This is a genomic window from Stenotrophomonas maltophilia group sp. Smal17 (assembly GCF_030237045.1).
In the GTDB taxonomy this organism is placed as follows: Bacteria; Pseudomonadota; Gammaproteobacteria; order Xanthomonadales; family Xanthomonadaceae; genus Stenotrophomonas; species Stenotrophomonas forensis.
Genome location: NZ_JASJSU010000039.1, coordinates 1 through 26665 on the forward strand (window position 1 = coordinate 1; position 26665 = coordinate 26665).

20 protein-coding genes are annotated in these 26665 nt (G+C 63.1%); 7 read left to right on the plus strand and 13 right to left on the minus strand.

Translation table 11 applies throughout. The features are described 5' to 3' along the window. From QRO93_RS12015 to rhlB, 5 genes are all read right to left on the minus strand, one after another. Positions 1–444 (minus strand): uracil-DNA glycosylase (locus QRO93_RS12015; protein WP_285304223.1); only part of this gene is annotated, 444 nt, incomplete at its 3' end. Beyond that, complete coding sequence (locus QRO93_RS12020) at positions 441–1283, minus strand: response regulator (RefSeq protein WP_006473442.1); 843 nt, start codon at positions 1281–1283, stop codon at positions 441–443. The genes QRO93_RS12015 and QRO93_RS12020, both read right to left, overlap by 4 nt. Positions 1284–1290: 7 nt before the next feature. After that, complete coding sequence (gene ftsX / locus QRO93_RS12025; protein WP_180879897.1) at positions 1291–2238, minus strand: permease-like cell division protein FtsX; 948 nt, start codon at positions 2236–2238, stop codon at positions 1291–1293. A 3-nt stretch (positions 2239–2241) separates the two neighbouring features. Next, the gene (ftsE, locus tag QRO93_RS12030; RefSeq protein ID WP_006473446.1) at positions 2242–2928 is read right to left on the minus strand and encodes a cell division ATP-binding protein FtsE; all 687 of its coding nucleotides are present in this window, start codon (positions 2926–2928) and stop codon (positions 2242–2244) included. A 132-nt stretch (positions 2929–3060) separates the two neighbouring features. Then, on the minus strand, positions 3061–4782 hold the full coding sequence (gene rhlB / locus QRO93_RS12035; RefSeq protein WP_053510650.1) for an ATP-dependent RNA helicase RhlB: 1722 nt from the start codon (positions 4780–4782) through the stop codon (positions 3061–3063). Positions 4783–5293: 511 nt separating this feature from the next. On the opposite strand from rhlB, the gene trxA reads away from it, so the two are divergent. From trxA to QRO93_RS12050, 3 genes are all read left to right on the plus strand, one after another. After that, the gene (gene trxA / locus QRO93_RS12040) at positions 5294–5623 is read left to right on the plus strand and encodes a thioredoxin (protein WP_285304224.1); all 330 of its coding nucleotides are present in this window, start codon (positions 5294–5296) and stop codon (positions 5621–5623) included. Between the two features lie 228 nt (positions 5624–5851). Beyond that, positions 5852–7597, plus strand: coding sequence for a transcription termination factor Rho (gene rho, locus QRO93_RS12045; protein WP_164086858.1), 1746 nt, complete (start codon positions 5852–5854; stop codon positions 7595–7597). Between the two features lie 153 nt (positions 7598–7750). Continuing rightward, entirely contained in the window at positions 7751–8983 is a 1233-nt protein-coding gene (locus tag QRO93_RS12050) for a tyrosine-type recombinase/integrase (protein ID WP_285304225.1), read from the plus strand. An 870-nt stretch (positions 8984–9853) separates the two neighbouring features. Here the strand turns inward: QRO93_RS12050 and QRO93_RS12055 are convergent. Genes QRO93_RS12055 through QRO93_RS12075 form a run of 5 tightly spaced genes read right to left on the minus strand, consistent with a single transcriptional unit; the run spans position 9854 to position 17623 of the window. Further along, positions 9854–10564 carry a SprT family zinc-dependent metalloprotease gene (locus QRO93_RS12055; protein WP_285304226.1) on the minus strand — a complete coding sequence of 237 codons (711 nt, stop codon included), beginning with the start codon at positions 10562–10564 and terminating at the stop codon, positions 9854–9856. Between the two features lie 2 nt (positions 10565–10566). Next, entirely contained in the window at positions 10567–13851 is a 3285-nt protein-coding gene (locus tag QRO93_RS12060; RefSeq protein WP_285304227.1) for a type I restriction endonuclease, read from the minus strand. Further along, positions 13848–14741, minus strand: a complete 894-nt coding sequence (locus QRO93_RS12065; RefSeq protein ID WP_285304228.1) for an OST-HTH/LOTUS domain-containing protein — start codon at positions 14739–14741, stop codon at positions 13848–13850. The genes QRO93_RS12060 and QRO93_RS12065 overlap by 4 nt, the downstream gene beginning before the upstream one ends. 9 nt (positions 14742–14750) lie before the next feature. Beyond that, positions 14751–16010, minus strand: a complete 1260-nt coding sequence (locus tag QRO93_RS12070; RefSeq protein ID WP_285304229.1) for a restriction endonuclease subunit S — start codon at positions 16008–16010, stop codon at positions 14751–14753. Beyond that, a complete protein-coding gene (locus QRO93_RS12075) occupies positions 16007–17623 on the minus strand; it encodes a class I SAM-dependent DNA methyltransferase (RefSeq protein WP_285304230.1) in 1617 nt (538 codons plus the stop codon). Before QRO93_RS12075 ends, QRO93_RS12070 begins: the two co-directional genes overlap by 4 nt. A 292-nt stretch (positions 17624–17915) precedes the next feature. Between QRO93_RS12075 and QRO93_RS12080 the strand changes: the two genes are divergently transcribed. Continuing rightward, on the plus strand, positions 17916–18482 hold the full coding sequence (locus QRO93_RS12080) for a recombinase family protein (protein ID WP_285304231.1): 567 nt from the start codon (positions 17916–17918) through the stop codon (positions 18480–18482). On the opposite strand, the gene QRO93_RS12085 is transcribed toward QRO93_RS12080, so the two are convergent. Next, positions 18472–18903, minus strand: a complete 432-nt coding sequence (locus tag QRO93_RS12085) for a helix-turn-helix transcriptional regulator (protein WP_285304232.1) — start codon at positions 18901–18903, stop codon at positions 18472–18474. The two genes, QRO93_RS12080 and QRO93_RS12085, sit on opposite strands and share 11 nt — an antisense overlap. An 850-nt stretch (positions 18904–19753) precedes the next feature. On the opposite strand from QRO93_RS12085, the gene QRO93_RS12090 reads away from it, so the two are divergent. Both QRO93_RS12090 and QRO93_RS12095 read left to right on the plus strand, forming a co-directional pair. Continuing rightward, positions 19754–19930, plus strand: a complete 177-nt coding sequence (locus tag QRO93_RS12090; protein WP_285304233.1) for a hypothetical protein — start codon at positions 19754–19756, stop codon at positions 19928–19930. Positions 19931–20098: 168 nt separating this feature from the next. Beyond that, complete coding sequence (locus QRO93_RS12095) at positions 20099–20935, plus strand: hypothetical protein (RefSeq protein WP_285304234.1); 837 nt, start codon at positions 20099–20101, stop codon at positions 20933–20935. A gap of 386 nt (positions 20936–21321) precedes the next feature. Here QRO93_RS12095 and QRO93_RS12105 read toward each other — a convergent pair whose 3' ends face one another. Continuing rightward, positions 21322–23853 (minus strand): glycoside hydrolase family 3 protein, encoded by a 2532-nt coding sequence (locus tag QRO93_RS12105; protein ID WP_180879891.1) that lies wholly within the window; start codon positions 23851–23853, stop codon positions 21322–21324. A gap of 341 nt (positions 23854–24194) precedes the next feature. Here QRO93_RS12105 and QRO93_RS12110 point away from each other — a divergent pair, with 341 nt between their 5' ends. Then, the gene (locus QRO93_RS12110; protein ID WP_180879889.1) at positions 24195–25202 is read left to right on the plus strand and encodes a LacI family DNA-binding transcriptional regulator; all 1008 of its coding nucleotides are present in this window, start codon (positions 24195–24197) and stop codon (positions 25200–25202) included. 17 nt (positions 25203–25219) lie between these two features. Here QRO93_RS12110 and QRO93_RS12115 read toward each other — a convergent pair whose 3' ends face one another. Then, entirely contained in the window at positions 25220–26416 is a 1197-nt protein-coding gene (locus tag QRO93_RS12115; protein WP_285304235.1) for a sugar MFS transporter, read from the minus strand. Between the last annotated feature and the right edge of the window lie 249 nt (positions 26417–26665).

Genomic DNA, 26665 nt, shown 5'->3' on the forward strand with positions numbered 1-26665 from the left:
CCGCCCCTGGTGCGCGCCGGCCTTGCCCTCTTCCACGGTCAGCACCGCATTGAGCAGCAACACGCCGCGCTGCGCCCACGGGATCAGGCAGCCGTGGTCCGGACGCGGGATACCGAGATCGCTCTCGATCTCCTTGTAGATGTTCAGCAGCGACGGCGGCACCGGCACGCCCGTCGGCACCGAGAAACTCAGGCCATGGGCCTGGCCACGGCCGTGATACGGGTCCTGGCCGAGGATGACCACCTTCACCTGCTCGAACGGCGTGGCGTCGAACGCAGCGAAGATCTGCGGGCCGGGCGGGAATACCGCGGCACCACTCGCCTTGCGCTGGCGCAGGAAGCTGGACAGCTCGCGCATCTGCGGTTGCAGCAGGTAATCACCGACGTGCTGCTTCCAGCTCGGTTCCAGCTGGATCGTCGGGGTGTCGGCTACTTCATCCATCATCGAATCAGGGGTCCATCGTTCAATCGGGCCAGCCGCAGCTGGAACAGCACCTTGGTAACCAGCAGCCGTTCTTCGATCGGCTTGAGCACCAGGTCGTTGGCGCCGGACTGCAGCAGCCCGGTCTGGTTGTGCGGATTGCCGTCACCGGTCATCACCAGCACCGGCAGGCGGCGCTTGCCGTAGCCGAAGTCCACGCGCACACGCTGCACCACGTCGCGGCCGCTCAGTTCACCCTTCAGGGTGACGTCGGTCAGCACCAGGTCGATGCGGTGGCGGCTGCGGCCCAGCGACTCGGCGGTGAGCAGGGTGAACGCCTCTTCCGCGCTGACCACGTGCAGCACGTTCAACTGCTGGCGTTCGAGCATGCGCTTGGTGGCCTCGGCCACCACGCGGCTGTCCTCGATGTAGAGGATGGTCGCGCCGGGAATGGTCTGCGGCTGCACGTAGCCGCGGATGAAGGTCGCCAGCGCCTCGTGGCCCAGCGCCTTGTCGAAATAGTCGGTGACGTATTCGGTGAAGCGGCGCTGCTCCAGGTGCTGCTGGGCATCACCGGACACCACGATCACCGGCACATAGGCCTGGCCCACGGCGTCGCGGACCATCCGCGCCAGGGCCAGGCCATCCCCGTCGCGCAGGGTCAGCGACGTGGTCACCAGGTCCACCGGGCCCTGCGCCAGCGCCTGCTGTGCATCCTCAATGCTGTCGCAGCCGATCACCTCCACGCCCGGCAGCTCACGGGTCAGGACGTCGGCAATCAGCTTGCGCACCAGCTTCGAGCCATCGACCACCATCACCCGCGTCGCGGGCCCATCAAGGTGCTTCAGCGCTTGCGGTTGCATGCCGGTCTCAGGTGTCGGTCGGACGGGTCTGGCGGAGGAAGTGGCCGGTGACCAGCCAGGCCCCCAGCCAGCCCAGCAGCAGCGTGCCGAGCAGGACCAGGCCCCCATGCAGCAGGTCCAGGCCATGCAGCACGAACGGGCTGCCGTAGCTGCGCGAGAGTTCGGCCAGCGGCATGCGCAGTGCGGCGCCGGCGGCGGCGATCAGGGCCAGCGCCACCACACCGGCACCGAGGCCGTACCAGGCGCCCAGGTACAGGAACGGACGGCGGATGAAGCCGTCGCTGGCACCAAGCAACTGCAGCACACCGATCTCTTCGCGGCGGGCCTGGATATCCAGGCGCACGGTGTTGCCGACCACCAGCGCGGCGCCGGCGCCGAGCAGCACCGACAGCACCTGTACCAGCCGTGCCCCGAACGCCAGCCAGGCATCCAGGCGCTGGCGCCACAGCGCATCGTGCTGCACCAGGTCGGCCTCGGGCAGGCTTTCCAGCGCACGTGCCAGGCGCGCATCGTCCATGCCCTGGCCCGGGGTGATCACCAGCAGCGAGGGCAGCGGGTTGTCGTTGAGCGCGTCGATCGCCTCGCCCAGGCCAGCATCGCGCAGTTCCTGCAGGCCCTGTTCGGGCGTGCGCACGTTCACTTCGGCGACGTCGTCGCGGTCGCGCAGCTGGCCGGCCAGGCGCAGCGCGCCGGGGCCATCGACATTGCCCTTCATGAACACATTGATATCGCGCGACTGCTGCACGCTGCCGGCGAACTGCTTGAGGTTGTCCAGCGCGATCGACAGGCCCAGTGGCAGGGCCAGCGCCAGCGCCATGACCATCACCGTCAGCAGCGTCGCCCACGGCTTGCGGCAGGCGCGGCCCAGGCTGAACACCACGCTGTGCACGTGGTGCTGGAACCAGACGCCCACCCGCGAGGGGGCGGCGGCTTCGCTGTTTTCGTTCTTCGCCATGCGTTACTCCGCCAGGTCCTGCGGCGAGATGTCGTCCGCCAGCCGGCCGTGGTCGAGGATCAGCACACGCTTGCGCATGCGACGCAGCAGCGGCAGGTCATGGCTGACCACCAGCACGCTGGTGCCGCGCGAGGGCAGCTCGGCGAACAGGGCCATGATCTCCGCCGCCAGGGTCGGGTCGAGGTTGCCGGTCGGCTCATCAGCCACCAGCAGTTTGGGCTCGCCGACGATGGCGCGGGCGATGCCGACGCGCTGCTGCTCGCCGGCCGACAGCTGCGAGGGCAGCGCCTTCTCGCGATGGCCCAGGCCCATCCGTTCGAGCACCGAGCGCACGCGCTTGCTGATGTCGCCGCGGCGGGTACCGCGCAGGATCAGCGGCAGCGCCACGTTCTCGGCGATCGAGCGGTCCATCAGCAGGCGATGGTCTTGGTAGACCGCCCCCACCGCGCGTCGGTGGCGCGGCACATCGCCGCCACGCACCTTCAGCAGGTTGCGCTCGTCGAACACCACCGCGCCACGGCTGGGCCGCTCGTCGAGGTGGATCAACTTGAGCAGGGTGCTCTTGCCCGCACCGGAATGGCCGGTGACGAACAGCATCTCGCCCGGCGCGACCTCGAAGCTGACGTCGATCAGCGCCTCGTGGCCACCGGCGTACTGTTTGCTGACATTGTCGAAGCGCAGGACACTCATGCCCCGATTATGCAGGAGCGGCGCGACGACGTGGAGATGGCCACATGATCGGTCGTGCCGGCCGCTGGCCGGCACGACCTTTAAGGCCACCCGACCAACGGTCGGGTGCTACCCGCTGGTCGGCAGCGCCGATCAGCTGCCCGACAGCATCCGGCGGATCTTGCGGCCGATGCGGGTCAGGAACGAATCGCCGGTATCGGCGGCGGTTCGCACCGGCTTGGCCACCACCTGCACCGGGGTGACCGGGCTGGCGCCGTTGCCGGCGGTGTTCTGCACGCCCTCGGCGCCTTCGACCGGACGGCCGTGGCGACGACGACGGCGCTTGCGCGGCTTGCGCTCGCCCTCCACCGCCCCTTCCGGTGCGCCTTCGGCACGCGGCGGGCGCGGCGGACGCGGGGCCTGTGCCACGGCGGCCTCGGCACCTTCAGCCGGCGCGGCGGACGCCTGCTCGCCTTCCACGCGCGGCTTGCGCGGGCCACGCGAACGGCGCTCGCCGCTGCGCTCACCGTCGCGACGCTCGCCACGACCACCGCCGGAGCGGCCGCCACTGCGGCCACCACCACGACGCTCTTCCTCGGCGGCGCGGGCTTCGCGCGCTTCACGGAAGATCTGGCCGACGCTCTCGTTCTCCTCGCCTTCCTCGCCAGCGGCCGGGGCCGGGCGTTCCGGGCGCGGCAGCGGGGTCAACAGTTCCTTGGTCACCGGCTCGGACGGAATCTTCTGCTCGATGTAGGCCTCGATGTCCGGCAGGCCCATGGCGTAGCGCTCACAGGCGAAGCTGATCGCATCACCCTCTTCGCCCAGGCGCGCGGTACGGCCGATGCGGTGCACGTAGTCTTCGGCATCGAACGGCAGGTCGTAGTTGTAGACGTACTTGATGCCGTCGATATGCAGGCCGCGGGCGGCCACATCGGTGGCCACCAGGATTTCCAGCTGGCCCTTCTGGAAGCGGTTGAGCAGGCTCTCACGCTTCTTCTGCGGCACGTCGCCAGACAGCACGCCGACGCGATAGCCGGCCTTTTCCAGCGAACGGGCGACGCGCTCGACGAACACCTTGGTATTGACGAACACCATGGTGCGCGCGCCTTCGCTGCGCGACAGCAGGCCCAGCAGCAGCGGGATCTTTTCGTCGTCGGCCGGGAAGTAGATGCGCTGGCGCACGCGCGCGGCGGTGATGGTCTCGGCTTCGACCACCAGCTTCTGCGGCTCGTTCATGTGCTCGTAGGCCAGCTCCAGCACGCGGTGGCTGAGGGTGGCGCTGAACAGCAGGGTCTGCCGGATGGTGCGCTCGGGCATGCGGCGCAGCAGGAAGCGGATGTCCTTGATGAAGCCCAGGTCGAACATGCGGTCGGCTTCGTCCAGCACGCAGATCTCGCAGGCGTGCAGCGAAACCACCTTGTGCTGCTTGACGTAGTCGATCAGGCGGCCCGGGGTGGCGATGATCACGTCCACGCCCTGCTGCAGCAGTTCGCGCTGCTTGTCGTAATCCACGCCGCCGTAGACCAGCGCGAAGCGCAGGCCCAGGTCGGAACCGAACTTCACCGCATCCTTGTGGATCTGGATGGCCAGTTCACGGGTCGGGGCGAGGATCAGCGCGCGCGGATCTTCCGGCTTGCGGTCGGCCAGGGCCGGGCGGGTCAGCAGGCGGTTCACGACAGCGACCAGGAAGGCCAGGGTCTTGCCGGTGCCGGTCTGCGCCTGGCCGGCGACATCACCACCGGGAAGCGCGACGGGCAGGGTCAGCGCCTGGATCGGCGTGCAGCGGGTGAATCCGGCTCCTTCAAGACCAGCCTGCAGGGCCGGATGCAGCTCGAAGGAGGAGAAGGTCAAATCGGTCAGCGGTTTGTCGCTCATGTGTCCGTCTTGGTATGGCCGCCGGCCCGTGGGGCGGCTGGCACTTCAGCGTCTAGGGGCACCGTCGCAAACTGCGGCCCCTGCGGCGGGTTGGCAGGCTGGGACCACCCGGTCCGCGCGCCGCACAATGCCCCAGTTTAACGCACTCGGGCGGGCAAACCGGAATGGGCAGTCTCAATAGACTGAGAGACGGCCGGCCTTCACCCAGCCACACCGGACTTGAACGGCCTGGCCAGGGTCGCTGGTGTCGCCCACTGCCAGCCCCATGTACAGGAAGACAGTGAAATCCGACACATACCGGGCATCGAACCGATCACGATACGCTGGGTTCCAGCCGGCGCCTGTCCCTGCCCTGCGATAGGGGTACACTGCCGGCCGTGAGCGTCCAGGCATTCCGCCGAACGCACCGCGGCAGTGCGCCGCGAGGCAACGACGAGGGTCGCGCCACCGGGCATGGCCCAGTTCACCCACCTCCGGCATGGCCGGGTGCAATCCAAGACGAGAAACCAAGATGAGCGACAAGGTTGTACATGTCGGCGACGCCGACTTTGATAGCGCAGTGCTGAATTCCAAGGAACCGGTGCTGGTCGATTTCTGGGCCGAGTGGTGTGGCCCGTGCAAGATGATCGCCCCGGCGCTGGACGAACTGGCCGATGCCTACCAGGGCCGCGCCAAGATCGCCAAGGTCAACGTCGACCACAATCGTGCGCTGGCCGCCAAGTACTACGTGCGTTCGATTCCGTACCTGGTCGTGTTCAAGGACGGCGAAAAGGTCGGCGAGCAGATCGGTGCGGTCGGCAAGGCCCAGCTGGCCGGCCTGCTGGACAAGGCCCTGGCCTGATCCTGTGGTTCCCCGGCAGCCGCCGCCCGCGGCTGCCGGCGGGCGCCACGCGCCCATGATGAATGCTGTTCCCGGCGACCCTTGCACGGCGCCGCTGGCCGATGATAGTGTCGGCACATCCGGCCGCGTTCGCGTGTCGCACCTTCTGGACGCAGTGTCTTCCAGACCCATTCCCAACGTTCGCCGCCCCAGCCGGGCGCTCGCACCTTCAAGCGAGGAATAACGCTCTTGTCCGATAACACTTCCGAAACCGGCAGCGCCGATGCGCCCGCCGAAAAGCGCGTGCGCAAGCCCCGCGTAGCCAAGGCTGCCGCTCCGGCCGCCGCCGAAACCAGCGCCGCGCCGGCGCAGCCGACCCTGCCGCTGGCCGCCGCGCCGGAAGCACCGGCGCCGGCAGCCCCTGCGCCGAGCGCGCCCGCCGCCGAGGCCCCTGCCAGCAGTGGCGGCGGCGAAGGTGGTGAGGGCCGCGAATCCGGCCAGCCGCGCCAGCAGAATCACCAGGGGGGTGGCCAGAACCAGGGCCAGAACCCGTACAACCAGAACGGCCAGCAGGGCCAGGGACAGGGTCAGGGCAACCGCCGCGACCGCTTCCGCAACCGCCGCGACCGTGACCGCAACAACCGCTTCCGCGACGATGGCATGCCCAACGACGGCGGCGAGCAGCAGCCCTTCGTGCCGCGCCCGCACGCCAACGTGCCCGAGGGCTTCCCGGTCTACTCGCTGAGCGACCTCAAGCGCATGCCGGCGCAGAAGCTGCTGGAAATCGCCGAGCAGCTGCAGATCTCCGAAGGCGTCGCCCGCGCCCGCAAGCAGGACGTCATCTTTGCCCTGCTGAAGGTGCTGACCCGCCACGGTGACGGCGTCGCCGCCGACGGCGTGCTGGAAATCCTGCCTGACGGCTTCGGCTTCCTGCGCGCGGCCGAAGCCAGCTACCTGGCCGGCCCGGACGACACCTACATCTCGCCCAGCCAGATCCGCCGCTTCAACCTGCGTACCGGCGACCACATCTCCGGCCGCATCCGCTTCCCGAAGGATGGCGAACGCTACTTCGCGCTGAACATCGTCGACACCATCAACGGTGAGCCGATCGAAGCATCGAAGAACAAGGTGCTGTTCGAGAACCTGACCGCGCTGTTCCCGCGCCGTCGCTTCACCCTGGAGCGCGGCAACGGTTCGTCGGAAGACATCACCGGCCGCATCCTCGACCTGATGGCACCGCAGGGCAAGGGCCAGCGCTCGCTCATCGTCTCCCAGCCGAAGGCGGGCAAGACGATGATGATGCAGCAGGTCGCCACCGCGATCACCACCAACCACCCGGACGTGCACCTGATCGTGCTGCTGATCGACGAGCGCCCGGAAGAAGTGACCGAAATGCAGCGCACCGTGCGCGGCGAAGTCATCAGTTCGACCTTCGACGAGCCGGCAGCGCGCCACGTGCAGGTGGCCGAGATGGTCATCGAGCGCGCCAAGCGCCTGGTCGAGCACAAGAAGGACGTGGTGATCCTGCTCGACTCGATCACCCGCCTGGCCCGCGCCTACAACAACGTGGTGCCGAGCTCGGGCAAGGTGCTGACCGGTGGTGTCGACGCCAACGCCCTGCACCGCCCGAAGCGCTTCTTCGGTGCCGCGCGCAACGTGGAAGAAGGCGGCAGCCTGACCATCATCGCCACCGCGCTGGTCGACACCGGCTCGAAGATGGACGAGGTGATCTACGAAGAGTTCAAGGGCACCGGCAACAGCGAAGTGCACCTGAGCCGTCGCATTGCTGAAAAGCGCGTGTTCCCGGCCATCGACATCAACCGTTCGGGCACCCGCCGCGAAGACCTGCTGATCGAACCGGAACTGCTGCAGAAGATCTGGATCCTGCGCAAGCTGCTGCATCCGATGGATGAAATGGCCGCGATGGAATTCCTGCTGGACAAGATGAAGAACACCAAGTCCAACGACGAGTTCTTCGGTTCGATGAAGCGGTAAACCATCGAAAAGCACGTGAGAACAGGGCCTTTGGATTTCCGGAGGCCCTTTTTCTTGGCGGAATGCACAGGGTTGAGGGCATGGCGAAATCCATGACTCTGACCACCAACCTTGACCACCAGACAGCTCAATGCCCCTCCATCAGGACGGGATATGAGCAAGAATCGCTATCTGCAACGCCTTGGGCACTCCTGGTACGTCCGTATCAAGGTTCCAACCGCACTACGCGGAATCGTAAAAGGCACACACATCCGGCGTGCGCTGAACACACGCGACCTGGATGAGGCAAACCGCAGGAAGTGGGTGGTCATCTCTCAGGTGCATGAGCACTTCCAAGCGCAGGCCAGTAATCCGAACCTTGGTCTGGCTCTTGTCGTATCTCCCTCTAGAGCTATTGAGCAAGACGCGGCCCCATCTCCCGCGCAGGCCAACTCGCAGAATCTCCGCCCCTCAGCCGGTCTGGATGCGCTTTCACAGGAATGGGCCGCAACTAGCAACCTCAAGACTGTTCGGTTTCAACGACAGCAGGCTTACAAAGAGTTGCGCTGCTACTTGGGTAACAACCGAAGCCCTACGGCTGTCACCGGCGTTTTGGCAGCCTCGTATGTCGATGAATGCCTACTTGAATCCAAGGACAGCCCCAGTACTCGTAGACGCAAGCTCAGCGCCCTAGCGGCATTCTGGGAATGGATGAGCAGTCGATGCTATCTGCCCAAGGGTACGAATCCTTGGAAGGGCTTCCGCATCCGCGCGGAGGGCGCATCAAACACGCCCAAGAAGCGTCCGTACACAATGCCAGAGCTGGTCCAGCTCTTTTCAGGAGAACCTAGCTACCCTGCACTGCGGGAGGTGATGGTACTCGGCCTGTATACGGGCGCCCGAATTGATGAAATCTGCTCAATCAAACGCGGGGATGTTCGTGTGGAAGATGGCTTCGTATACATCCATATCGGCAAGAGCAAAACAGCCGCCGGTACACGCACGCTGGCAATCTGGCATCCCATTGCCAAAGGACTGCTGATGCGACGCCTTAAGCGAAAGGAAGCAAAGGCAGCCCAGCTATTTCCTGAACTGAAGGGTGGAGGCTATGACAACAAGCTCTCTTGGCGTGTGGGTCAAGCTTTCCGCTATCACCGTAACGGACGCGGATTAACCGGGGCAACCGATTTCCACTCGCTACGCAGAACCTTCATCACTCGCCTGGAGAACCTCGGCATAGACCAGGTCCGCATTGCGAGGTACGTGGGACACTCGCTACCTACCCTCGCCTTCCAGCTCTATAGCGGAGGCGCTACGGAGGCCACACAGGCAGCGACAGGGCAAATGATTGCGTATCCCGAGGAAGTCGAACAGGCAATTGCAGCCTTCATCGATGGCCTTGAGTAGGGCCGAGTTGTCTACATTGAATACCAATGAATCTACACGCTCCGCAAACAGCCCTACATACTCTAAGGCGAGATGCTTTTCTGCCTCCTGCAGTCATGGCCTTTGGCGTGGTTCTTGTACATCGAATCCTATGCGAATCAGCAACATGGGATTCTTTTACCGTGTCCAATGTTCCCAGCCACACCTGAACAACAATAGCAAAATCACTTAACGGGAAACATATTTTGAACATTGAACAACGCACGCGACTAGCTGATGGATACATTGCACACCTCTCGAACATGAAACCCGAGTACTTCGTCACTTTGACCTATCGACAGCCCCAAAAAGACCAAGCTGCCGAGATAGGCATGAGAGGATTCGTGCTCAAGCTGCTCAATAGATTGCCGAAACGCGTTCGAAAGAACTTTGGAGGACTGGTCTGTGCTGAGCGCCATACCGATACCAAGTTCGAGGGCACGTACCACTTCCACTTCCTACTCTGGGGCCTGGACGATGCGATGACCGAACCACTTGATTGGCTCCAAGAGAACGTGCGAAGAGCTGCCTCAGAGCTCTATCCAAGACTTCCAGGTCCAAAGTGCGATTGCGAGGAAGCGGCAAGGAACAAGCGCCCCAAGACATGCGGAGGAGGACTGAGTTGCCGTGGGCCTCAGTTGTCAGGACCCAACTGGGTCAATGTCCAACGAATCGAATCCACACCTGAAAACGCGCATGCATACGTCATTGCAGACATCCTTAGAGTGGACAGGCCCGTTGGCGCTCAGCTCCTAGACATCGGCCCAAGCGGGGTCACGGGAACTCTTCTTCCATATGAGTGAAAGCACCCAAGCAAGAAGCAAGAAGCAAGTTTGCCACCCACTGACGTAATCACCGGCGGCCCTTCGACCAGCCAAGCTCTAGCGCCCCATGATGGCGCTCCCAGTCCGGCATATGCAGACCCACGAGTGCCCAGAATGCCTTTGTATGGCCTTTTTCGACTGTGTGGCACAGCTCGTGAACGATGACGTAATCCTGCAAGCTGCCGGGCAACTCCATCACCCGGGGATGGAACTCGAGAGTGTTATTCGCATCGCAGCTAGCCCAACGGCTCCGGAACATCCGAACACGAGCACCCTTAGCCTGCAAGCCTATTTTGCGCTCCCAAAAGCGCACCCGGACCAATAGCCTTTCATTTGCACGCTCCCAGTAGAATCGCTCGATAAGGGGAACGAGAGCGTCCTGCTGGATGCTCAAGCCCTCAGGACTCTCAATGATGAAGCGCGACGCAGTGAAGGTGAGCCGAGGATTGTCCAAGCCTGGGTGGTGCCTGACCTCGGTAAAATAGCTCCTGCCGCAGTAGCGCAAGCGACTGCCGGTAACAATGACGTCATTGGCCTGCGACTGATTGACCAACAACAGCTTCTCGCGAATCCAGCGTGCACGACGCCGGACTAGAGCCTCTTGCTCCGCTACAGCCACTACCGGCCCACGTAACAACACCGGCCGCGCTCGCTCGACGGTGACGTAGTGCCGTTTCAGCTTGGCATCGGGCTGAAACTTCCATTCAATGATGGTTTGACCGTACTGGAGCAGCGGCATCGTCAGTTCTTCAGGAGAATGTCCAGGATGCGCTTGGCATGGTCGCGGGCTACCGAGCGCTCCCAACCCGCCAGCGGAATCAGCAGCTTGTGCAGCAGTGCGCGCAACTCGGGATGCAGGTCGTGCATCTGCTTCCAGTTGGCTGCGGCCATGGTCCGGCTCAGGTCGGCATCCTCGAACAGCTTGGTCGTCGCAATGCGGCCCGTCTCCTCACTGAGCAGCGAAGCCAGATAGTGATAGACCGCCGAATGGGCCGGGTGCTCGAAACCGGTCTTGTCCTTGTCCGCGATGCGTTGCCCGAACAGGTCGAGTTGCTCCAAGAATTGTGCCTGACTGATGCGTCCCGCAGCCTCCTCAGCAAGCAGCTTTTCAAGCTCATCAGCCAGCTTGTCGAAGAAGGCTGGGTCCTTGTCTCTGCCGGTCGCAATCGTGTGCTTCAACTGGTTCTTCATGACCAACGCCTGACTTCCGGGACTGGCCAGCTTTTTCAGACGAGCCATGTCGCTGGCGTCCAGAATGGACACCTCTTTGCCCAGTAGGCTCTTGGCCGGGCTGGCGTCGATGTACTCGTCCAGCAATTGCTGCAGCAGCGCTGATTCCAGTCGCGTGATGCGCTCGCGATGGGTCGCACCGGGCAGCTTATCGCGCAGCATCAGCCGGATTTCCGCGAACAGCGTGAAGTAGGGCTTGAAGGGCACACCCCGCACATCCGGCAAGATGATGTCGATGCTCCGGTTGAATCGCTTCACCAAGTCGAGGAAGTCCTCTACTGCATCCAACCGCGTGGCGGGGTCGAGGAAACGCTCGGCATCGTCCTTATAGTCCTCGCGCTGGCTGACCGGGTCGTGCTTCTTGGGTAGCAGGGTCAGGATGCGGTCGAGGGTAGCCTGCAGCTTGGGCAACTCGCTTTCCACCCCCTCCCACACTTGGGCCGATTGAACCTCGCCACCGTAAATCTTCAGCGCGTGGTCAAGGTGCTCCACCACACCGTGGTAGTCAACGATGTAGCCCGCGTTCTTGCCTGCCATCGTCCGGTTCACCCGTGCAATGGCCTGCAGCAGCGTGTGCTCCTTCAGCGGCTTGTCGAGGTACAGGGTGCCCACGATGGGGGCGTCCCATCCCGTTAAGAGCATGTCGGACACTATACAAAGGCCGATGTTGTTCGCATGCGGCTGCCCGTCCTTGCCCTTGGACTCGTCGCCGTAGGGCAGCGGGAACAGCTTGGAAACGAAGTTGGCAATCTGCTCCGAAGGCAGCGCGACGGGTTGTTTGCCTGCCTTGATTTCAGCCTTGACCCGCTCCTCGATGGACTGAATTTGTTCTGGGCCGAGCTTGTACTCGGCCGCCGCCTCCAGTACCGAAGCTCCGGTGCGTGATACCGTGGCACTAGCCAGCGAGATGACGACGCGGCTCTCGAAAGTCGGCAAGCCCTTGGCCTTTCGCTCCTGCATCAGCCCATCCAGCAGGTCCTTGTACCGAATCGCCATGTCGCGGCCGTCGCAAACCAGCATGGCTTTCAGGCCCTTCGCTTGCACGTTAGTGATGAAGTGCTCCACCAGATGCGCCGCCACCTGCTCCATGCGGTCCCCGGCCTGCCGCCACCGGGCCAGCAGTTCCTTCTTCAGCGCCTGCTGTCTGGCCTCGTCTTCCTGCGCGAACTGGTCCTTGAAGGCTTGGTCCAGCTTGCTGCTGGGCGCGAGCTTCACCCATGCGTCTTGGTACTTGATGGGCAGCGTGGCGCCGTCAGCGACAGCCTCGTGCAGGCGGTATTCGTCGATGTAGGTGTCGCCACCGAACTCGGCCAGAGTGTGCTTGTCGTCGTTCAGCAGCGGCGTGCCGGTGAAGGCGATGAACTTGGCATTGGGCAGGCTGGCCCGCATGAAGGCCGCTAAGAAGTCGTACTGGCTTCGGTGCGCCTCATCCACCAGCACATAGAAGTTCGGCTTGGCGCTCAGTACCCGGAAGCTCACCTTCTCCCTGCTGACCTCCTCCCACTTGGTGTCCAGCAGCACGCCGTCCTCATCGTGCAGGCCATAGTTGGCGTTGCGCTCTTCCAGCATGAAGAAGTCCTTGCCCTCGCGCACCCGCCTGTGCCGGGTGGCTTGCAGGAGGTCATCTTCCTCATCCGCTGCGCTCTCGCTGGCATCAGCAGCAGGTTCGTTCTCTTGGAACTTCTGCACCGTGCTGGTGAACACGCTGCCGTAGTCATTGCCCAGCAGCTTCACCAAGCCATCCACCGACACTGCCTGAATGGCCTTGATGCCCACCGCATGAAAGGTGTCGAAGATTTGCTTGTCTAGGTCTTTGCGGTCGGTCAGCACCAACACGGTCGGGTTGTTCAGGCCCGTGCTGTCGGCCCGCAGCATCCGGGCCAGAAGTGCCATGGTGAGCGACTTACCACTGCCCTGCGTGTGCCACACCACCCCGCCAATGGGCTGGGCTGCCGTCAGCCGGGCGATGGTCTTACGCACCGCCCGCCACTGCTGATAGCGCGGCAGCTTCTTGACTGTCCTGCCGTCGCGGGTCTCAAACAGGACGAAGTGCGTAATGAGTTCCAAAAACCGGCCCGGCTCGAACAAGGCCCACAGCAGTTGGTCCTGCTCACTCGAGTCAGCACCCAGCACGGCAGTCACCGCAGCCAGTTCCGCGTCCTGCAGCCGGTAACGTGCATAGAAGGCGGGCTTGGTCAGGATGGCGCCATACAAACCCTGCCTGCGGTTGAGACCCACGCAGACTTGATTGAACACAAACTGAGCCGGGAAGCTAGCTTGGTAGCCATCGAGTTGTGCCAGCGCTTCATCCAGCCGGTGATGGCTGGCTTTGCATTCGATGGTCGCCAGCGGCAGGCCGTTGACGAACAGCAGCAAGTCCGGCCGGAACAAGTCGCCATCGGCGTTCCTGCCGACGTACTGGTCCACCACAAGGAAATCGTTGTGGGTGACCGTGCCCGCGTCGAAGAAGCGCACACTGCGCAGTTTGCCCTCGGCATCCTTCACCTGAATGTCCGAACGGTGCACCACCTGCTCCCAGAACGCCTTGTTGGCCGGGAGCAGTTCGTCGTTGACCCGCTTGCGCAGTTCAATCAAGGCCGCATCCACCCCACCGGGCGCCGTGGCCAGCCACGGGTTCAGAGCCAGCAGCCGGGGCCGCAGCACATCCTCAAGCACCGGGGCGAGGTGGCGGTGCTCCACCTGCACCGCATGGCCCGGCAAATGGGTGTAACCCAGCTTGAGCAGCGACTCGATGGCAGGCGTTTCGACGCCAGTCTTTTCAGGTGACTGGCTCATGAGCTTTTCTTCCCTTGCATGCTGGCTTCCTCCTGACGGCTGCGATACCAGACCTCGCCGCAGCCTAGTTCTATGTCCACCGTCCTGCGAATCTCGAATTGCCGAGACTCGTGAATCACTTGCCGCCAACTGCCGCAGCCGTAGCGCTGGGGATACTGGTCAGGGTGTTGTGCTCGAATCCATGGGGTCGCGGTGTTGAGCAGGGTCCAACCCTCGGTAGCGAAACGGGTCTCGGCTTCGCGCAGGCAGCGCACGGCCCCGCTGGCAGGCCAGTCCACCGTGCCGTCCGGTGCAATGCCATTGACCAGCAGGTCCTCAAACGCCGCCGTACTCATGAACGAGGCCATCGCCGCACGGGCCTCATCCATGCCCTGCACCCAGCCGCGCAAGGTCAGGTAGTGGCCATCGGTGGTCTCGTAGCTGGCGTCCAGATAGGCATCGGCGGCCATGCAACCCTGCGGCTCCCAGATGTTGAAGCGCTGCAGGAAGTGGTGAACCAACTCATTGCGCAAGTCCACCAACTCCTTCAATGCCGCCGTGGTGGCTTGATGCTGGCTGGCACCCAGCCCCACTTGAAAGCGGAAGCGGAACCACATGCCGCCATCACCCTGCGGCTCATCGGTGCCGTCATCCTCTTCGGCCGGGGTTAGATGACGCTCGGTCAACATGCCGACCAAGTTGCCCAAGGTCTTCTTCTGTGCGCAGGCCACCTGTGCGCCCCGGACTGCCTGCAACGCCGAAGGCGGCCCGGCAATGTCACCATGGGCTACCAATGCCTTGAGCAGGATTTCGTATTGCTGCAGACGAAGCAGGCACCGCCCCAGCTTGCGCTGCACATCGCGCTGCAGTTCAAGCGGTGGGCCTGGGGGGAGCAATGCCTGCGACGCCATGTCTGACCCTTACGTTCCGGTCGCGCTAGCGACCACGTTGACCCGCCATTCGCCCGTGAGGAGCTTCTGCATCAGGCCGCGTTTGAGTGTCTGATACCGCTCTTGCTTGGCCGTCAGAACACCCACCTTTTCATCAACGCTGCCAAGAACAGAAGCAATCTCATCCTGCTCTGGGACAGGCGGCAGCGGCACATCAAAGCTACGAATCTGCTGATAGTTCAACCCCTCGCGATTTCCCCCCGCCTGAAACTTGTCTACCTGTTTCTGTCCCATTTCAGAGTTGAGGTACTGACACAAGAAATGAGGACTCAGGGTTAATTCCGTTCTGATGATGCAGACGTGCTGGTTGACATTGCCGACCTCAAAGTCCGCCGGAAGCACGGCGCTTCGTCCGATGGATGCTCCAGTGATGTTCAACAGCACATCATTCGGACTCAGTGCCGAGTTGCGCATTTTCTCGTGCTGCTCGTCCGAAATGAAGACCACATCGTCCAGCGACAGTCGCCCGACCAAGACGTTTTGGCTTCGAATCAGCGGTATGCCTGAGCTGAGATACGAATCGCTCCCGCCTTTGGGGGTGACCCCGCTACCAACTTTGGCGACATGCGAGTTCAATTTGGCTGCTTCCCACCCCACCGGAATCTCCCCCAGCTCGCTGACCTTGAGCTCGGCGTGCGGCACCCAGTGGCCATCGGCATCTTGGGTGCCTACTCCCCGGCTGAACAGGGTCTGCATCAGCCCCTGCTTGAGGGTCAGGGTAGCGTCAATCTGGCGTGCAATCACGTCCAGCTTGTCGTCCACGGCCGTCAGGATGGCAGCGATTTTTTGTTGCTCGGGGAGAGGGGGAAATGCCACCATCTCTTTGTGCGCAACGTTCCTGTTTAGCGTCGGAACGCCTGTGCCGGTCGAAAACCGCTCAAGGCCAATAGCACCCAGTTTGTAGTAGACGAACTTAGGTAAGTTGCCCTTGAAGTTCTTCACATACAGCGCGGTATTGAGGGGCCAGTACTTCCCCTCCGTATAGAACACCTTTCCGATTGTTCCAGAGCGACCGGTAATAACGCCGGGGCCATCAGAAACGCTAGTGTCGTGAAACCCTAGCAGACCGTTAGAACCAAAAATTGACACGTCGCCACCCCGCCTGTCTTGCAAGGGGAGGTCTACGCCACGCTGAAGTTCTAAGAAGGTAAGCAGCTCGTCGGATTGCCAATCGGATGGGGAGGGCACGTCTACCGTGGTCGCCGGGCTGAACTCCGCTGTTTGATTCATTCCGACTCAACCTCCAGCAGCCCTAACTCAGCTAGGTAGCCATTCAGACGCGCATCAATCCGCGCCTCCGCTTCCGCCAGCGCGGCCAGTTGCGTCAACGTGGCCGCAACATCAACGGTCTCTTCGGTCTCACCGTTGTCGATGTACCGGGTAATATTGAGATTGCCGTCGTTGCTGCGGATTTCGTCCAGCGTCACCACACGGCAGTAGTTCTCCACCTCGGTCTGGTGCTCAAAGGCTGCTTTGTGCGTACTGGCGATGTGGGTGATGTCCTCGGGGCGCAGGCTGTTCTGGGCCTTGCCTTCGAGGTAGTCGCGGCTGGCGTCGATGATGATGACCTTGCCCTTGAGCGCAGCGGGCTTGCGCTTGTTCAGGACGAGCACACAGGCCGGAATGCCGGTGTTATAAAATAAGGCCGATGGCAGGCCGATGACGGCCTCGATGAGGTCACCGGGTTGGTTGCCGCTGGCAGCGTCGGTGCCGAACAGCAGACCATCGCGAATCTTGCCTTCCTCGCCACTGCGGAACAGCACCCCGTGCGGCAGGATGATGCCCATGCGGCCATCGGCCTTGAGGCTGGCCAGCATGTGCTGGGCGAAGGCGAGGTCGGCATAGCCACGTGGCGGGGTGCCATAGACAAAGCGACCGTAGGGGTCGTTGACCTGCTTGTAGTTGGGTGCCTTGGGCTTCTTGTTGCCTTCTTGCTGCGCCTCGTTGGCCAACTCCAGCGGCGGCCACCATTGCTTCGCCGAGAACGGCGGGTTGGCAATGACCCGGTCAAACGTCCTCAGGTAATCGCCGTCAAGGTGCTTGGGTTCGACCAAGGTGTCGCCGCGCTCAATTTCGGCCCGTATGTTGTGCAGGTAGAGGTTCAGCTTGGCGATGGCCCATGTGCCGAGGTTCTTCTCCTGCCCGAAGAGCAGCACATAGGGCTTGTCGCCCAAGAGCAGGCCACCCGGCAGCTTGGCAATGTGGTGGGCGCTTTCCACCAACATGCCGCCGCTGCCGCATGTGGGGTCGTAGACGCTGTGGCCGGGCTGCGGGTCGATGAGTTCCACCACCAGTTGCACCACCGCCTTGGGCGTATAGAACTCCCCTCCCTTCTTACCGGCGTCGTCGGCGAACTGCTTGATGAGGTACTCGTAGGCGTCACCCAGCATGTCCGCCTTGTACAGGTCGGCATTGCCCAGCTTGTACTGGTTAAAGTGACGCAGTAGCCGCTGCAGGGTGGCATCGGACAGCACTCGCTTGTCACCGTACTGGGTGGCAGTCAGGACGTGCTGCAGTTCGGGGGTGTTGGCTTCGATGGTGGCGAATGCCTTGTCCAGCGCCTCGCCGATGTTCTCCGTGCGGGCAATCAGATGGGGCCAACGGGCACTCTCAGGAAAGTAGCCCCACCTGTCCTGCACCTCTTCCTCAGCCTCAGCTGCCGTAAGAGGCTCGGCATGCAACAAATGAGCGACACGCTCTTCAAAGACATCGTTGAAGCGCTTAAGGAAGAGCAGGCCGAAGATGTAGTTCTTGAAGTCGGATGAATCGATTGAGCCACGAAGAATATTGGCAGACTCCCAAAGCCATGATTCGAGGGCCTCGAGACTAAGTTGGTTGCGCATGTATGCTGAACTTCTTTTCGGAAAGAGCCTGCGCAGCCTCCGCCAACTGGCGCCCGGCAGCTACAGGGTGACGATGCCGATAGAGTAGCCCAACAAGGCTCCGGAGCGCGGGGCGACGCCCCATGGGCGGCCACCGGCTCTGATAGTTGGCCCACCTCTTCTTCTGCATTGACGAGGATTGGTCTTCTGCCATGTCGGTTCAAAATGTATACATCTTGGGACGACCTCCCGCCCGTTCCAAAATCCATGCCAGAATGATATTCTCACAACATCTAAACGTTATGAGACGCCGATGGAAATGATTGGCTATGCCCGTGTCAGCTCAGCGGGCCAATCGCTCGACGTTCAGTTGGACAAGCTTGGCAAGGCTGGGTGCAGCAAGGTCTACCAGGAGAAGCGCTCTGGTCGCCAGGCCGAGAACCGCCCTGAGTTGCAGGCAGCCTTGGAGTATCTGCGCGATGGGGACGTGCTGGTCGTATGCCGCCTGGACCGCATGGCCCGGTCAGTACTGGACCTTGCAAAGATTGCTGACCGTCTGAGGCAGAAGGGGGTCAGCCTACGAGTGCTCGACCAAGGTTTGGATACGACCACCTCAGAGGGCAAGCTTATGTTCAACCTTCTTGGAGCCTTTGCAGAGTTCGAGGCCGATATCCGAGCTGAGCGCCAACGAGATGGCATCGCGCTCGCTCAGCAGAAGGGCACCCAGTTCGGCCGCAAGAAGGCACTCACGAGTGCACAGGAGGAACGCATTCGTAGGCTGCGGGCGGAAGAAGGATTCAGTATTGAGCAACTGGCTGAGCGCTTCTCCATCAGCCGTAGCAGCGTGTACCGTGCCCTACAGGCCGGTACTACGGCTTAAGGAATTCAAGAAGAGCTTCGCGCTTCCTGGCTCGGAGGGCTCGAAAGCGGACCAGCAAGGCCTCTTCCTGCGCATTGGTGGCGCGTAGCTCGCCTTCCTTGGTAGCCGCAGGCTCGGCTACGGCACTCACTCTGCCGCAAATAAGTTCGTCCAAAGACCTGTTCAAGGCGTCGCGCAGGTCAACCAGGACACGGAAGCTAGGCGTTTCGCGCCCATTCTCCCAGGCCGAAATCGAAGCCTTGGTGACACCAATAGCAAAGCCCAGTTGCTCCTGTGTCAGGCCGGAAGCTGCACGCGCTTCCCGCAATCTATCGCCAAAGCTCTTCATATCGATTGCCTGCTGAACTAGGCAACCAAAATATGGAGAGTCCACACCGCTGTCGTTCGGACACGCTTGACTCCACATGTTCGGAATATCCATACTTCCGAGGTGTGGCCGCCCCAGACAAGCTGACCCGGTTGGAGCATTTAATTGTTCGCGCGGGAAGGTGTGCCCGGTTGTGTCCCCAAGCCCTTGCCCAGGAGGAATTAGAGGCGGCTGACTAGACCGTAAGGTGCTTGTGAGTCAATCGAAGCTTGCTAGGGCGGGATGCAGTCATCATTCGATTAGGGGACATCTGTGAACAGGAATGAGTCGCCCTCTGACAGTAACGCAACGTACGCGCTGCCCGACCACATACGTAAGAACCTAAAGAGGCACCGACGGCACGCACCGGGCATGACATGCCTGGAGTGCGGATACACCGGTCTCATGGGCATCAAATCCAGTTGGAAGCCGTGGTACGCGACTTGGTGGGGAAGCACGCTTCTCTCAACCGCAGCAGCATGCGCCGCATTTGTCCTGTTCGGTGGCATAGGAATAGCGGCTGCATTCATTGTTGGTGCCGTGGTGAGCGGACTGGCAATGTCTGGAAGCCGTGACATCTACTCGTGCCCGAACTGCGAGGCAGACCTTCAACACCGCTAGGCAAGTCTCTCTTCTCTTAGAACATCCTCTGCGCCAAAGGAGAACCATGCGCCCCGCTCTCCCCATCTGCATCGCCCTACTTCCCATCCTCCTCGCTGGTTGTGACCAGCTCACGGCAATGGGTGGTCCAAGCAAAATGGTCTCATTCGGATTCGTCAGACCCACGTCATGCGAGCGGCGTGGCCCTGTCAGCTTCAACTGCGTGATGCGCAATCACATGAGCGCCCCTAGAGAGGCCAACATGGAGTGCGTAGGTTTCGACGGTCAGAAACGCATGGTCGGTAGACCCAAGAATGTGCACGCAATGATGGGCGTCACCTTGATGCCAGGAGAAGAGCGAGTTGCCACCATCTTCTATGAGAAGGGGGTCACCAGCTTGGTGTGCGTAGACGTGAAGGACAGCATCCCAACGTTCAACCGGGTGGAAGAGCTGATTGCCGACCCGAAGGCCAAGGCCATCACCTCAGTTCTTGCTCTATAGCGGGCAAGTGAGGCAGCGGAGACCAAAGCAGCGTCCGAGCTAAAGGCTCAACAAGTTTGGCTTTTCGCGGGTTCGCGTAGAGAGGGACCCCTTTCATCGGGGAGCGTAACTGCTCAGCGAAGCCCAAAAGCCATGTTCTTACATTCATTGCACTCAAGGACAACTCATATGCTGACCCGGCTCGCCATTGCGGCTTCCCTCGCAATTGTCCCCATATCCTCCCCAGCACAAGGGCTTCTTACCGTCACCGGACAGTGGGAGTACCACGACGCATCCCGTATGGAAACGGACGAAGGACTCAACATCTGCTTTCAGTTGGATGCCGCCTCGGTGGCGCGGAATCCGCAGTTGCAGCAGTTGGGAGGTGCCTTGTGCCTGTCAAACCCCTCGGAAGCGGCCAAGCTTCTTGGGGTCGTACCGACCGCGCAGAAGTCAGGATGCAAATACATAGCAAAGGGAACGGCCAGCGTTGTGCTAGCCAATGTGAAGTTGCTGCCCGAAGATGAGATGTATGACGAGCGCATTGAGGCCCGTCTCATGCAGGTACGGGTGAATCGAGTGACCTTCCCACTTGGCAGTGACTGTGACCGCCTTGCAGATGCATCGAAAGGGTTCACCTCAATCCACGATGCCATCGCTGCACTGAGGACTCATCCAAGCTATGCAGGGACATCATCAACGGACTTCGTGCGCATAGATGCTAGCAACGGGTTCGCCGAGCTCGATGCAAGCACTCAGATGTGGCTACCGCCTGGTTCTTCGAACACTCTGGTGACCCACTACGAAGGCAACTCAGGTTTGCATGAGTTGAACGTCTATCGGTATGAGGACGGCAAGTGGCGCAACGTGAGCAGAGATGCCCTGCCTGGCTATACCGAGAACGCCAGCCAGTTCAAGGGGACGAACTTCTATTTGGAGAACCGAGGCGGCAAGCCTGTAGTGAGGAGTCTGCCAGGGAAAAAGGCTTGGCGCTTCTCTGAGGGCAGGTTCGTACTGGAGGGTTGACCCCCTACAGAGCTTGAACCCGGACCTTGCACCCCAACAGGGACTCATCTCGCCATTGCCCGCTGGGCCAGCCGACCCCCACACGAAGCTTCAAAACCGTACTAGACCCTCAAAAAAGACTACGAAATCATGGGCTTGACTGTCTGAGAAGATGCGAAATCCTAAAGAAGCTCAGTGCTGCATCCGATGGATGAAATGGCCGCGATGGAGTTCCTGCTGGACAAGATGAAGAACACCAAGTCCAACGACGAGTTCTTCGGTTCCATGAAGCGCTAAGAGAAAAGCCCCGCACTGCGGGGCTTTTTTTTGCCGTCGGGATAGGCGGCATCCACGCATGGCGTGGATCTACCGGCCGCACCGGGCGTCGCCCGGCGCGGCCGCGCGGCTTACGGGCAGGCCACCGCTCCCTCGGCATTGGCCGTGTTGGCGGTCAGCTTGATCTGGGTGAAGGCCGCAGCGAACGGCGTGTCGGCGGTCACCACGAACGGGGCTTCCACCGCGCCCAGTGCCACGCCCTGCTTGGCGAAGCACGCCAGCGGCACGGTCACCGTCTGCTTCTGGCCTGGCGAGAGCTTGCCCAGCAGCGGGGCGATATCCACCCCACCCTCGCAGCCACTGCCGCACTGCATCGTCACCTTTACCGGCGAGGCCGGGCGCTTCACCAGCTGCACATCGAACTGCAGCGCGCCGTTGCTGCGCGCCAGTGCGCCCAGGTTGCGGCGCGAGGTGCTGCGCGCGATCAGCTGCGCGGGGGCCAGCCAGGTCACCTCCTTGGCGTCCTGCTGGGTGTTCACCTGCACGGTGCGCACCTGCACCACCGGCTTGGCAGCCGGCCAGCGCAGCGTGGCATTCAGATCATTGCCCAGCGGTTGCGTTGCGCCAGCGGCGGCCACGTGCAGGGCGAACGGCGGCGTGTCGGCGCGGTTGAAGATCGGCAGCACCGTCACTTCGCCGCAGCTGTCCGGATTGGCTTCGTCCAGACGCGCGACCTTGCCACCCTTGGCGTAGCTCAGGCCATAACCCCGCGCGAACAGGGCCGGCTTCTTCGCATCGGGCTGGTCGATCGGCGCCGGGCATGGCACGCCCGGCCACGGGAAGCTGAGGCGGCCGCGGAAGTCGTGCGCGGGCTTGCCAACCTTGCCGGCCACCAGCACATCGGTGACGCCCTTGCCTTCGGTGCCCGGCAGCCACGCCGCAACGAACGCGCTGGACAGATTGAGCAGGTCGTTGGTGTACATCGGCCGACCGGACAGGTAGACCGTCACCACCGGCTTGCCGCTCGCTGTGGCGGCCTTCAGCACGGCCAGGTCCTGCGGGTAGGCGCGGCTGTGGCTGACCGTGTCCGAAGCAAGGATGTCGCCGTTGGTTTCCGCATACGGCGTTTCCCCGATCACCGCCAGCACCACATCGAAGGTGTTCGGGTCGATGCCCTGGCCATCTGCGCTGAAGCCGACCTTGTCCGCGCCCAGTTCGGCGCGCAGCGCGCCCAGCACCGAGTCGGCGTTGGGGAAGTCGGCATTGCTGTTCTCAGTGCCCTGCCAGGTCAGCGACCAGCCACCGGACTGGTCACCGATGTTGTCGGCGCCCTTGCCGACCACCAGCACGCGCGCATCTCTGCGCAACGGCAGCGCATGGCCTTCGTTCTTCAGCAGCACCAGCGATTCACGCACCGCGCGGCGCGCCAGGTCGCGGTGCTGCACGGCGTTGGCATCACCGGCGTAGCGGCTGTCGGACGGTTTATGCTCGAACAGCCCCGCGCGCAGCTTCACCCGCAGGATGCGCGTCACTGCGTCATCAATGCGCGCCATCGGGATCTCGCCCTTCTGCACCTGCGCGGTGGTGTTGTCGATGAAGGCCTTCCAGTCATCGGGCACCATCACCATGTCGATGCCGGCGTTGATGGCCTGCGCGCAGCTGTCGTTGCGGCAGCCCGGCACCTGGGCGATGCCGTTCCAGTCGGAGACCACGAAGCCGTCGAAGCCCATCCTGTCCTTCAGCGCATCGGTCAGTAGCGCCTTGCTGCCGTGCATCTTGCCGTAGTCGACTCCACCCGCGCGGTCGTTCCAGCTGTTGAACGAGGCCATCACCGTCTGCGCACCTTCGGCCAGCGCACCGTAATAGCCCTGCGCGTGGACGTTGATCATGCTGGCCTTGTCGACCAGCGCCTCACCCTGGTCACGGCCGTTGTCGGTAGCGCCATCGCCCAGGTAATGCTTGGCGGTGGTGACCACGTTGCCGTCATCCTTGAACGCCCCCTGCGCGCCCTTGACGTAGGCGTGGGCGAAGCTGCGGATCACCGCCGGGTCGGACGAATAGCTTTCGTAGGTGCGGCCCCAGCGCGGGTCGTGGGCCACGGCGAGGGTGGGCGCGAACACCCAGCCGATGCCGGTGGCACGCACCGAGCGTGCGGTCGCCTCGCCAATGCGCTCGATCAGTTCGGCATCACCGGCCGCGCCCAGGCCGATGTTGTGCGGGAACAGCGTGGCGCCCAGCACATTGTTGTGGCCATGCACCGCGTCGGTACCCCAGATCACCGGCACCGGCGTCTTCGCATCGGTCGCCAATGAAGCCACGTGGTAGGCATCGGCCAGTTTCAGCCAGGCCTGAACGCTGGCGTGCTTGTCCATGCCCGGCCAGGAGCCGCCGCCGTTGAGCACCGAGCCGATGTAGTACTGGCGCACCTGCTCCGGCGTGATCGTCTTGATCTCGGCCTGGGTCATCTGCCCGATCTTCTGCGCCAGCGTCATCTGCGAAAGGATCTGCTGCACGCGGCGTTCGATGCCTGCGTCGGTGGCGATCGCGCTGTGCACACGCGGCCAGTCCTGCAGGCGTTCACCCTCGGCCTGCGCGGCACCGACCGGTGCGGCAAGTACAGCCAGCAGGCAGCTGGCAAGAAGGGTCTGGGTGGGGCGATTCACTGGGCTCTACCTCCGTGGATGAAGTTCCTGGCATGCGCGACGGCGATGGCACGCCGGCATGGGTGCCTGCGCACCGCTCCTGACAGCGCTGTCATATAAGTCCGCTCACGTGCTGTCAATCGTTGTTCGTGCGCAATGTGGTGGTGGCCGCGCAACGACGGGCTCCGCCGCGCTGGTGGCGCACCGCGGTCACGCCCGGGTGCTGCATCGCGACAAGGAATCCGGACGTGCCAGCGGGCCTCCTGTCGTGGCAACATCCGCCTGCTTCGGCAACATCGACCGGGCCAGCACGCTCTACCATCGCCGCGTGCCCGCCGCCTTCCAGGAGGATCCATCGCACCATGCGCAGTCGAATCGAGGATGTCGCCGCCGTCGCCGGGGTTTCGATCAAGACCGTGTCCCGCGTACTCAACCACGAGCCGAACGTGCGCGAGCAGACGCGCGAACGCGTGCTGGCGGCAGTGGCGCGGCTGGGCTACAAGCCCAACCTGTCGGCGCGCAGCCTGGCCGGCCAGCGCTCGTATGCACTGGCGCTGGTCTACAACAATCCTTCGCGCAACTATCTGATGGAAATCCAGAGCGGCATGCTGGAAGCCTGTCATGCGCAGCACTACAACCTGATCCTGGGGCCGGTCGGCACCGGCCGCCGCACCCAGCCCGACCTGGCCGCGCTGTTCGAGAACTCGCGCCCGGACGGCGTCGTGCTGATTCCACCGCTGACCGACGATGAGGTGGTGCTGTCCTACCTGGAAGAGCAGGACATTCCCTTCGCCTGCATCGCGCCACGCCACCCGGAAGGCCGCATCGGCGTGCGCATGGACGAGACCACCGCGGTGGTCGAACTGATCGGCCACTTGGTCGCGCAGGGCCATCGCCGCATCGGCCACATCAAGGGGCCCCGCGCACACGGTGCCTGCCAGTGGCGCCACGCCGGATATCGCCAGGCGCTGCGCGGCGCCGGTATCGCCTACGACCCGCAGCTGGTGGTCAACGGTCAGTTCTCGTTCGAATCGGGCGTGGATGCCGCCAACATCCTGCTGGACCTGGACGATCCGCCAACGGCAATCTTCGCGGCCAACGATGACATGGCCGCGGCGGTATACCGCGTGGCCGGCGAACGTGGCCTGCGTGTCCCGCGCGATCTTTCGGTGTGCGGCTTCGACGATACCCCGATCGCCGGGCACATCTATCCGGCGCTGACCACGGTGCGCCAGCCGACCGCGTACATGGGCCGGCTGGCGACCGAGCAGTTGATCGAGCACATCCGCACCGAGACCGCAGGACGCATGATCACGGTCGAGCATGCGGTGCTGGATCGCGAGTCGACCGCCGCACCCCGGCTGCGCTGACGACGGCAGAACCGGGCTCATGCCGCCGGCAGCCGTGAGCCCTTCCACGCATAGAAGGCGATGTAGACGTAGCACAGCACCGGCAGCAGGAAGGACAGCTGCAGGCCATGGCGGTCGGCCAGCCAGCCCATTGCCAGCGGAATCACCGCGCCACCGACGATGGCCATCACCAGCAGGCTCGACGCCTTTCCGGTGAGTGCACCAAGGCGGGCGATGGCCAGGGCGAAGATGGTCGGGAACATGATGGAGTTGAACAGGCCGATGCTGACCACGGCCCACTTGGCCAGGCCGCCGCTGGCGGTGACCGTGATGCCCAGCAGGATCATCACCGCTACCGCGAACAGGCCCAGCAGATGGCGTGCGTCCAGCCGTGCCAGCAGCGCCGCCCCCACCAGGCGGCCGGCCAGCGCGCCGCCCCAGTACAGCGAAACATAGCCGGTGGCCTCCTGCTCGGTCAGGCCCTGGCCGATGCCCGGCGAGGACAGGAAATTGACCAGCACGCTGCCGATGGACACCTCGGCCCCGACGTAGCAGAAGATGGCCAGCACGCCCAGGCGCACGTGGCGATGGCGCAGCACGTCCCATACGCGGCCTTCGCTGCTGGCGCGCCCCTCCACGCCCGGAATGGTGGGCAGGCGGAACATCCAGATCGCGACGGCCAGCAGCAACAGCGCCACTGCCAGGCCGAAGTACGGCAGCTGCACCGACTGCGCTTCGGCCGCGCGATAGGCCAGTGCTTCGGCCTGCGGCAGCAGGGCCAGCTCATCCTCGCTGCGTGGCTTCGCCGAGAGGATCAGCAGGCCGCCGAACAGCGGCGCCAGCGTGGTGCCCAGCGAGTTCATCGCCTGCGCCAGGGTCAGCCGGCTGGAGCTGGTGCGCTCGTCACCGAGCAGCGCGACATAGGGATTGGCCGCCACCTGCAGCACGGTGATGCCGGTGGCCAGCACGAACAGCGCCGCCAGGAACAGGCCGTACACATGCGCGGCAGCGGCCGGCCAGAACATCAGCGCGCCCACGCAGGCGATGGCCAGGCCGGCGACGATGCCGCGCTTGTAGCCGAGCGCCGCGACCAGCCGTCCGGCCGGCAGTGACATCAGGAAGTACGCACCGAAGAAGGTGAACTGGATCAGCATCGCCTGCACCCAGGTGAGCGCGAAGGCGGCCTTCAGGTGGGGAATGAGGATGTCGTTGAGGCAGGTGAGAAAGCCCCACATGAAGAAGATCGCGGTCACCACGGCCAACGCGCGGGTATTGCCCTGCACGTGTTGTCCGCTGACGGTCGTTGCTGTGTCCAAAGCCTGTCCTCCCGGTCAGTGTTTCAAGCCATCCATCGGTCATGCGCGGCACGCCAAGGCCCACGGCATTGTCCAGCGCTGTCAACATGCCGCACAGCCTCCCCGGCACGCCCCCGCACCGTCATCCGCGCAGTTTCGTTCTGCACCGCACAACGCTTTTCCGCATCC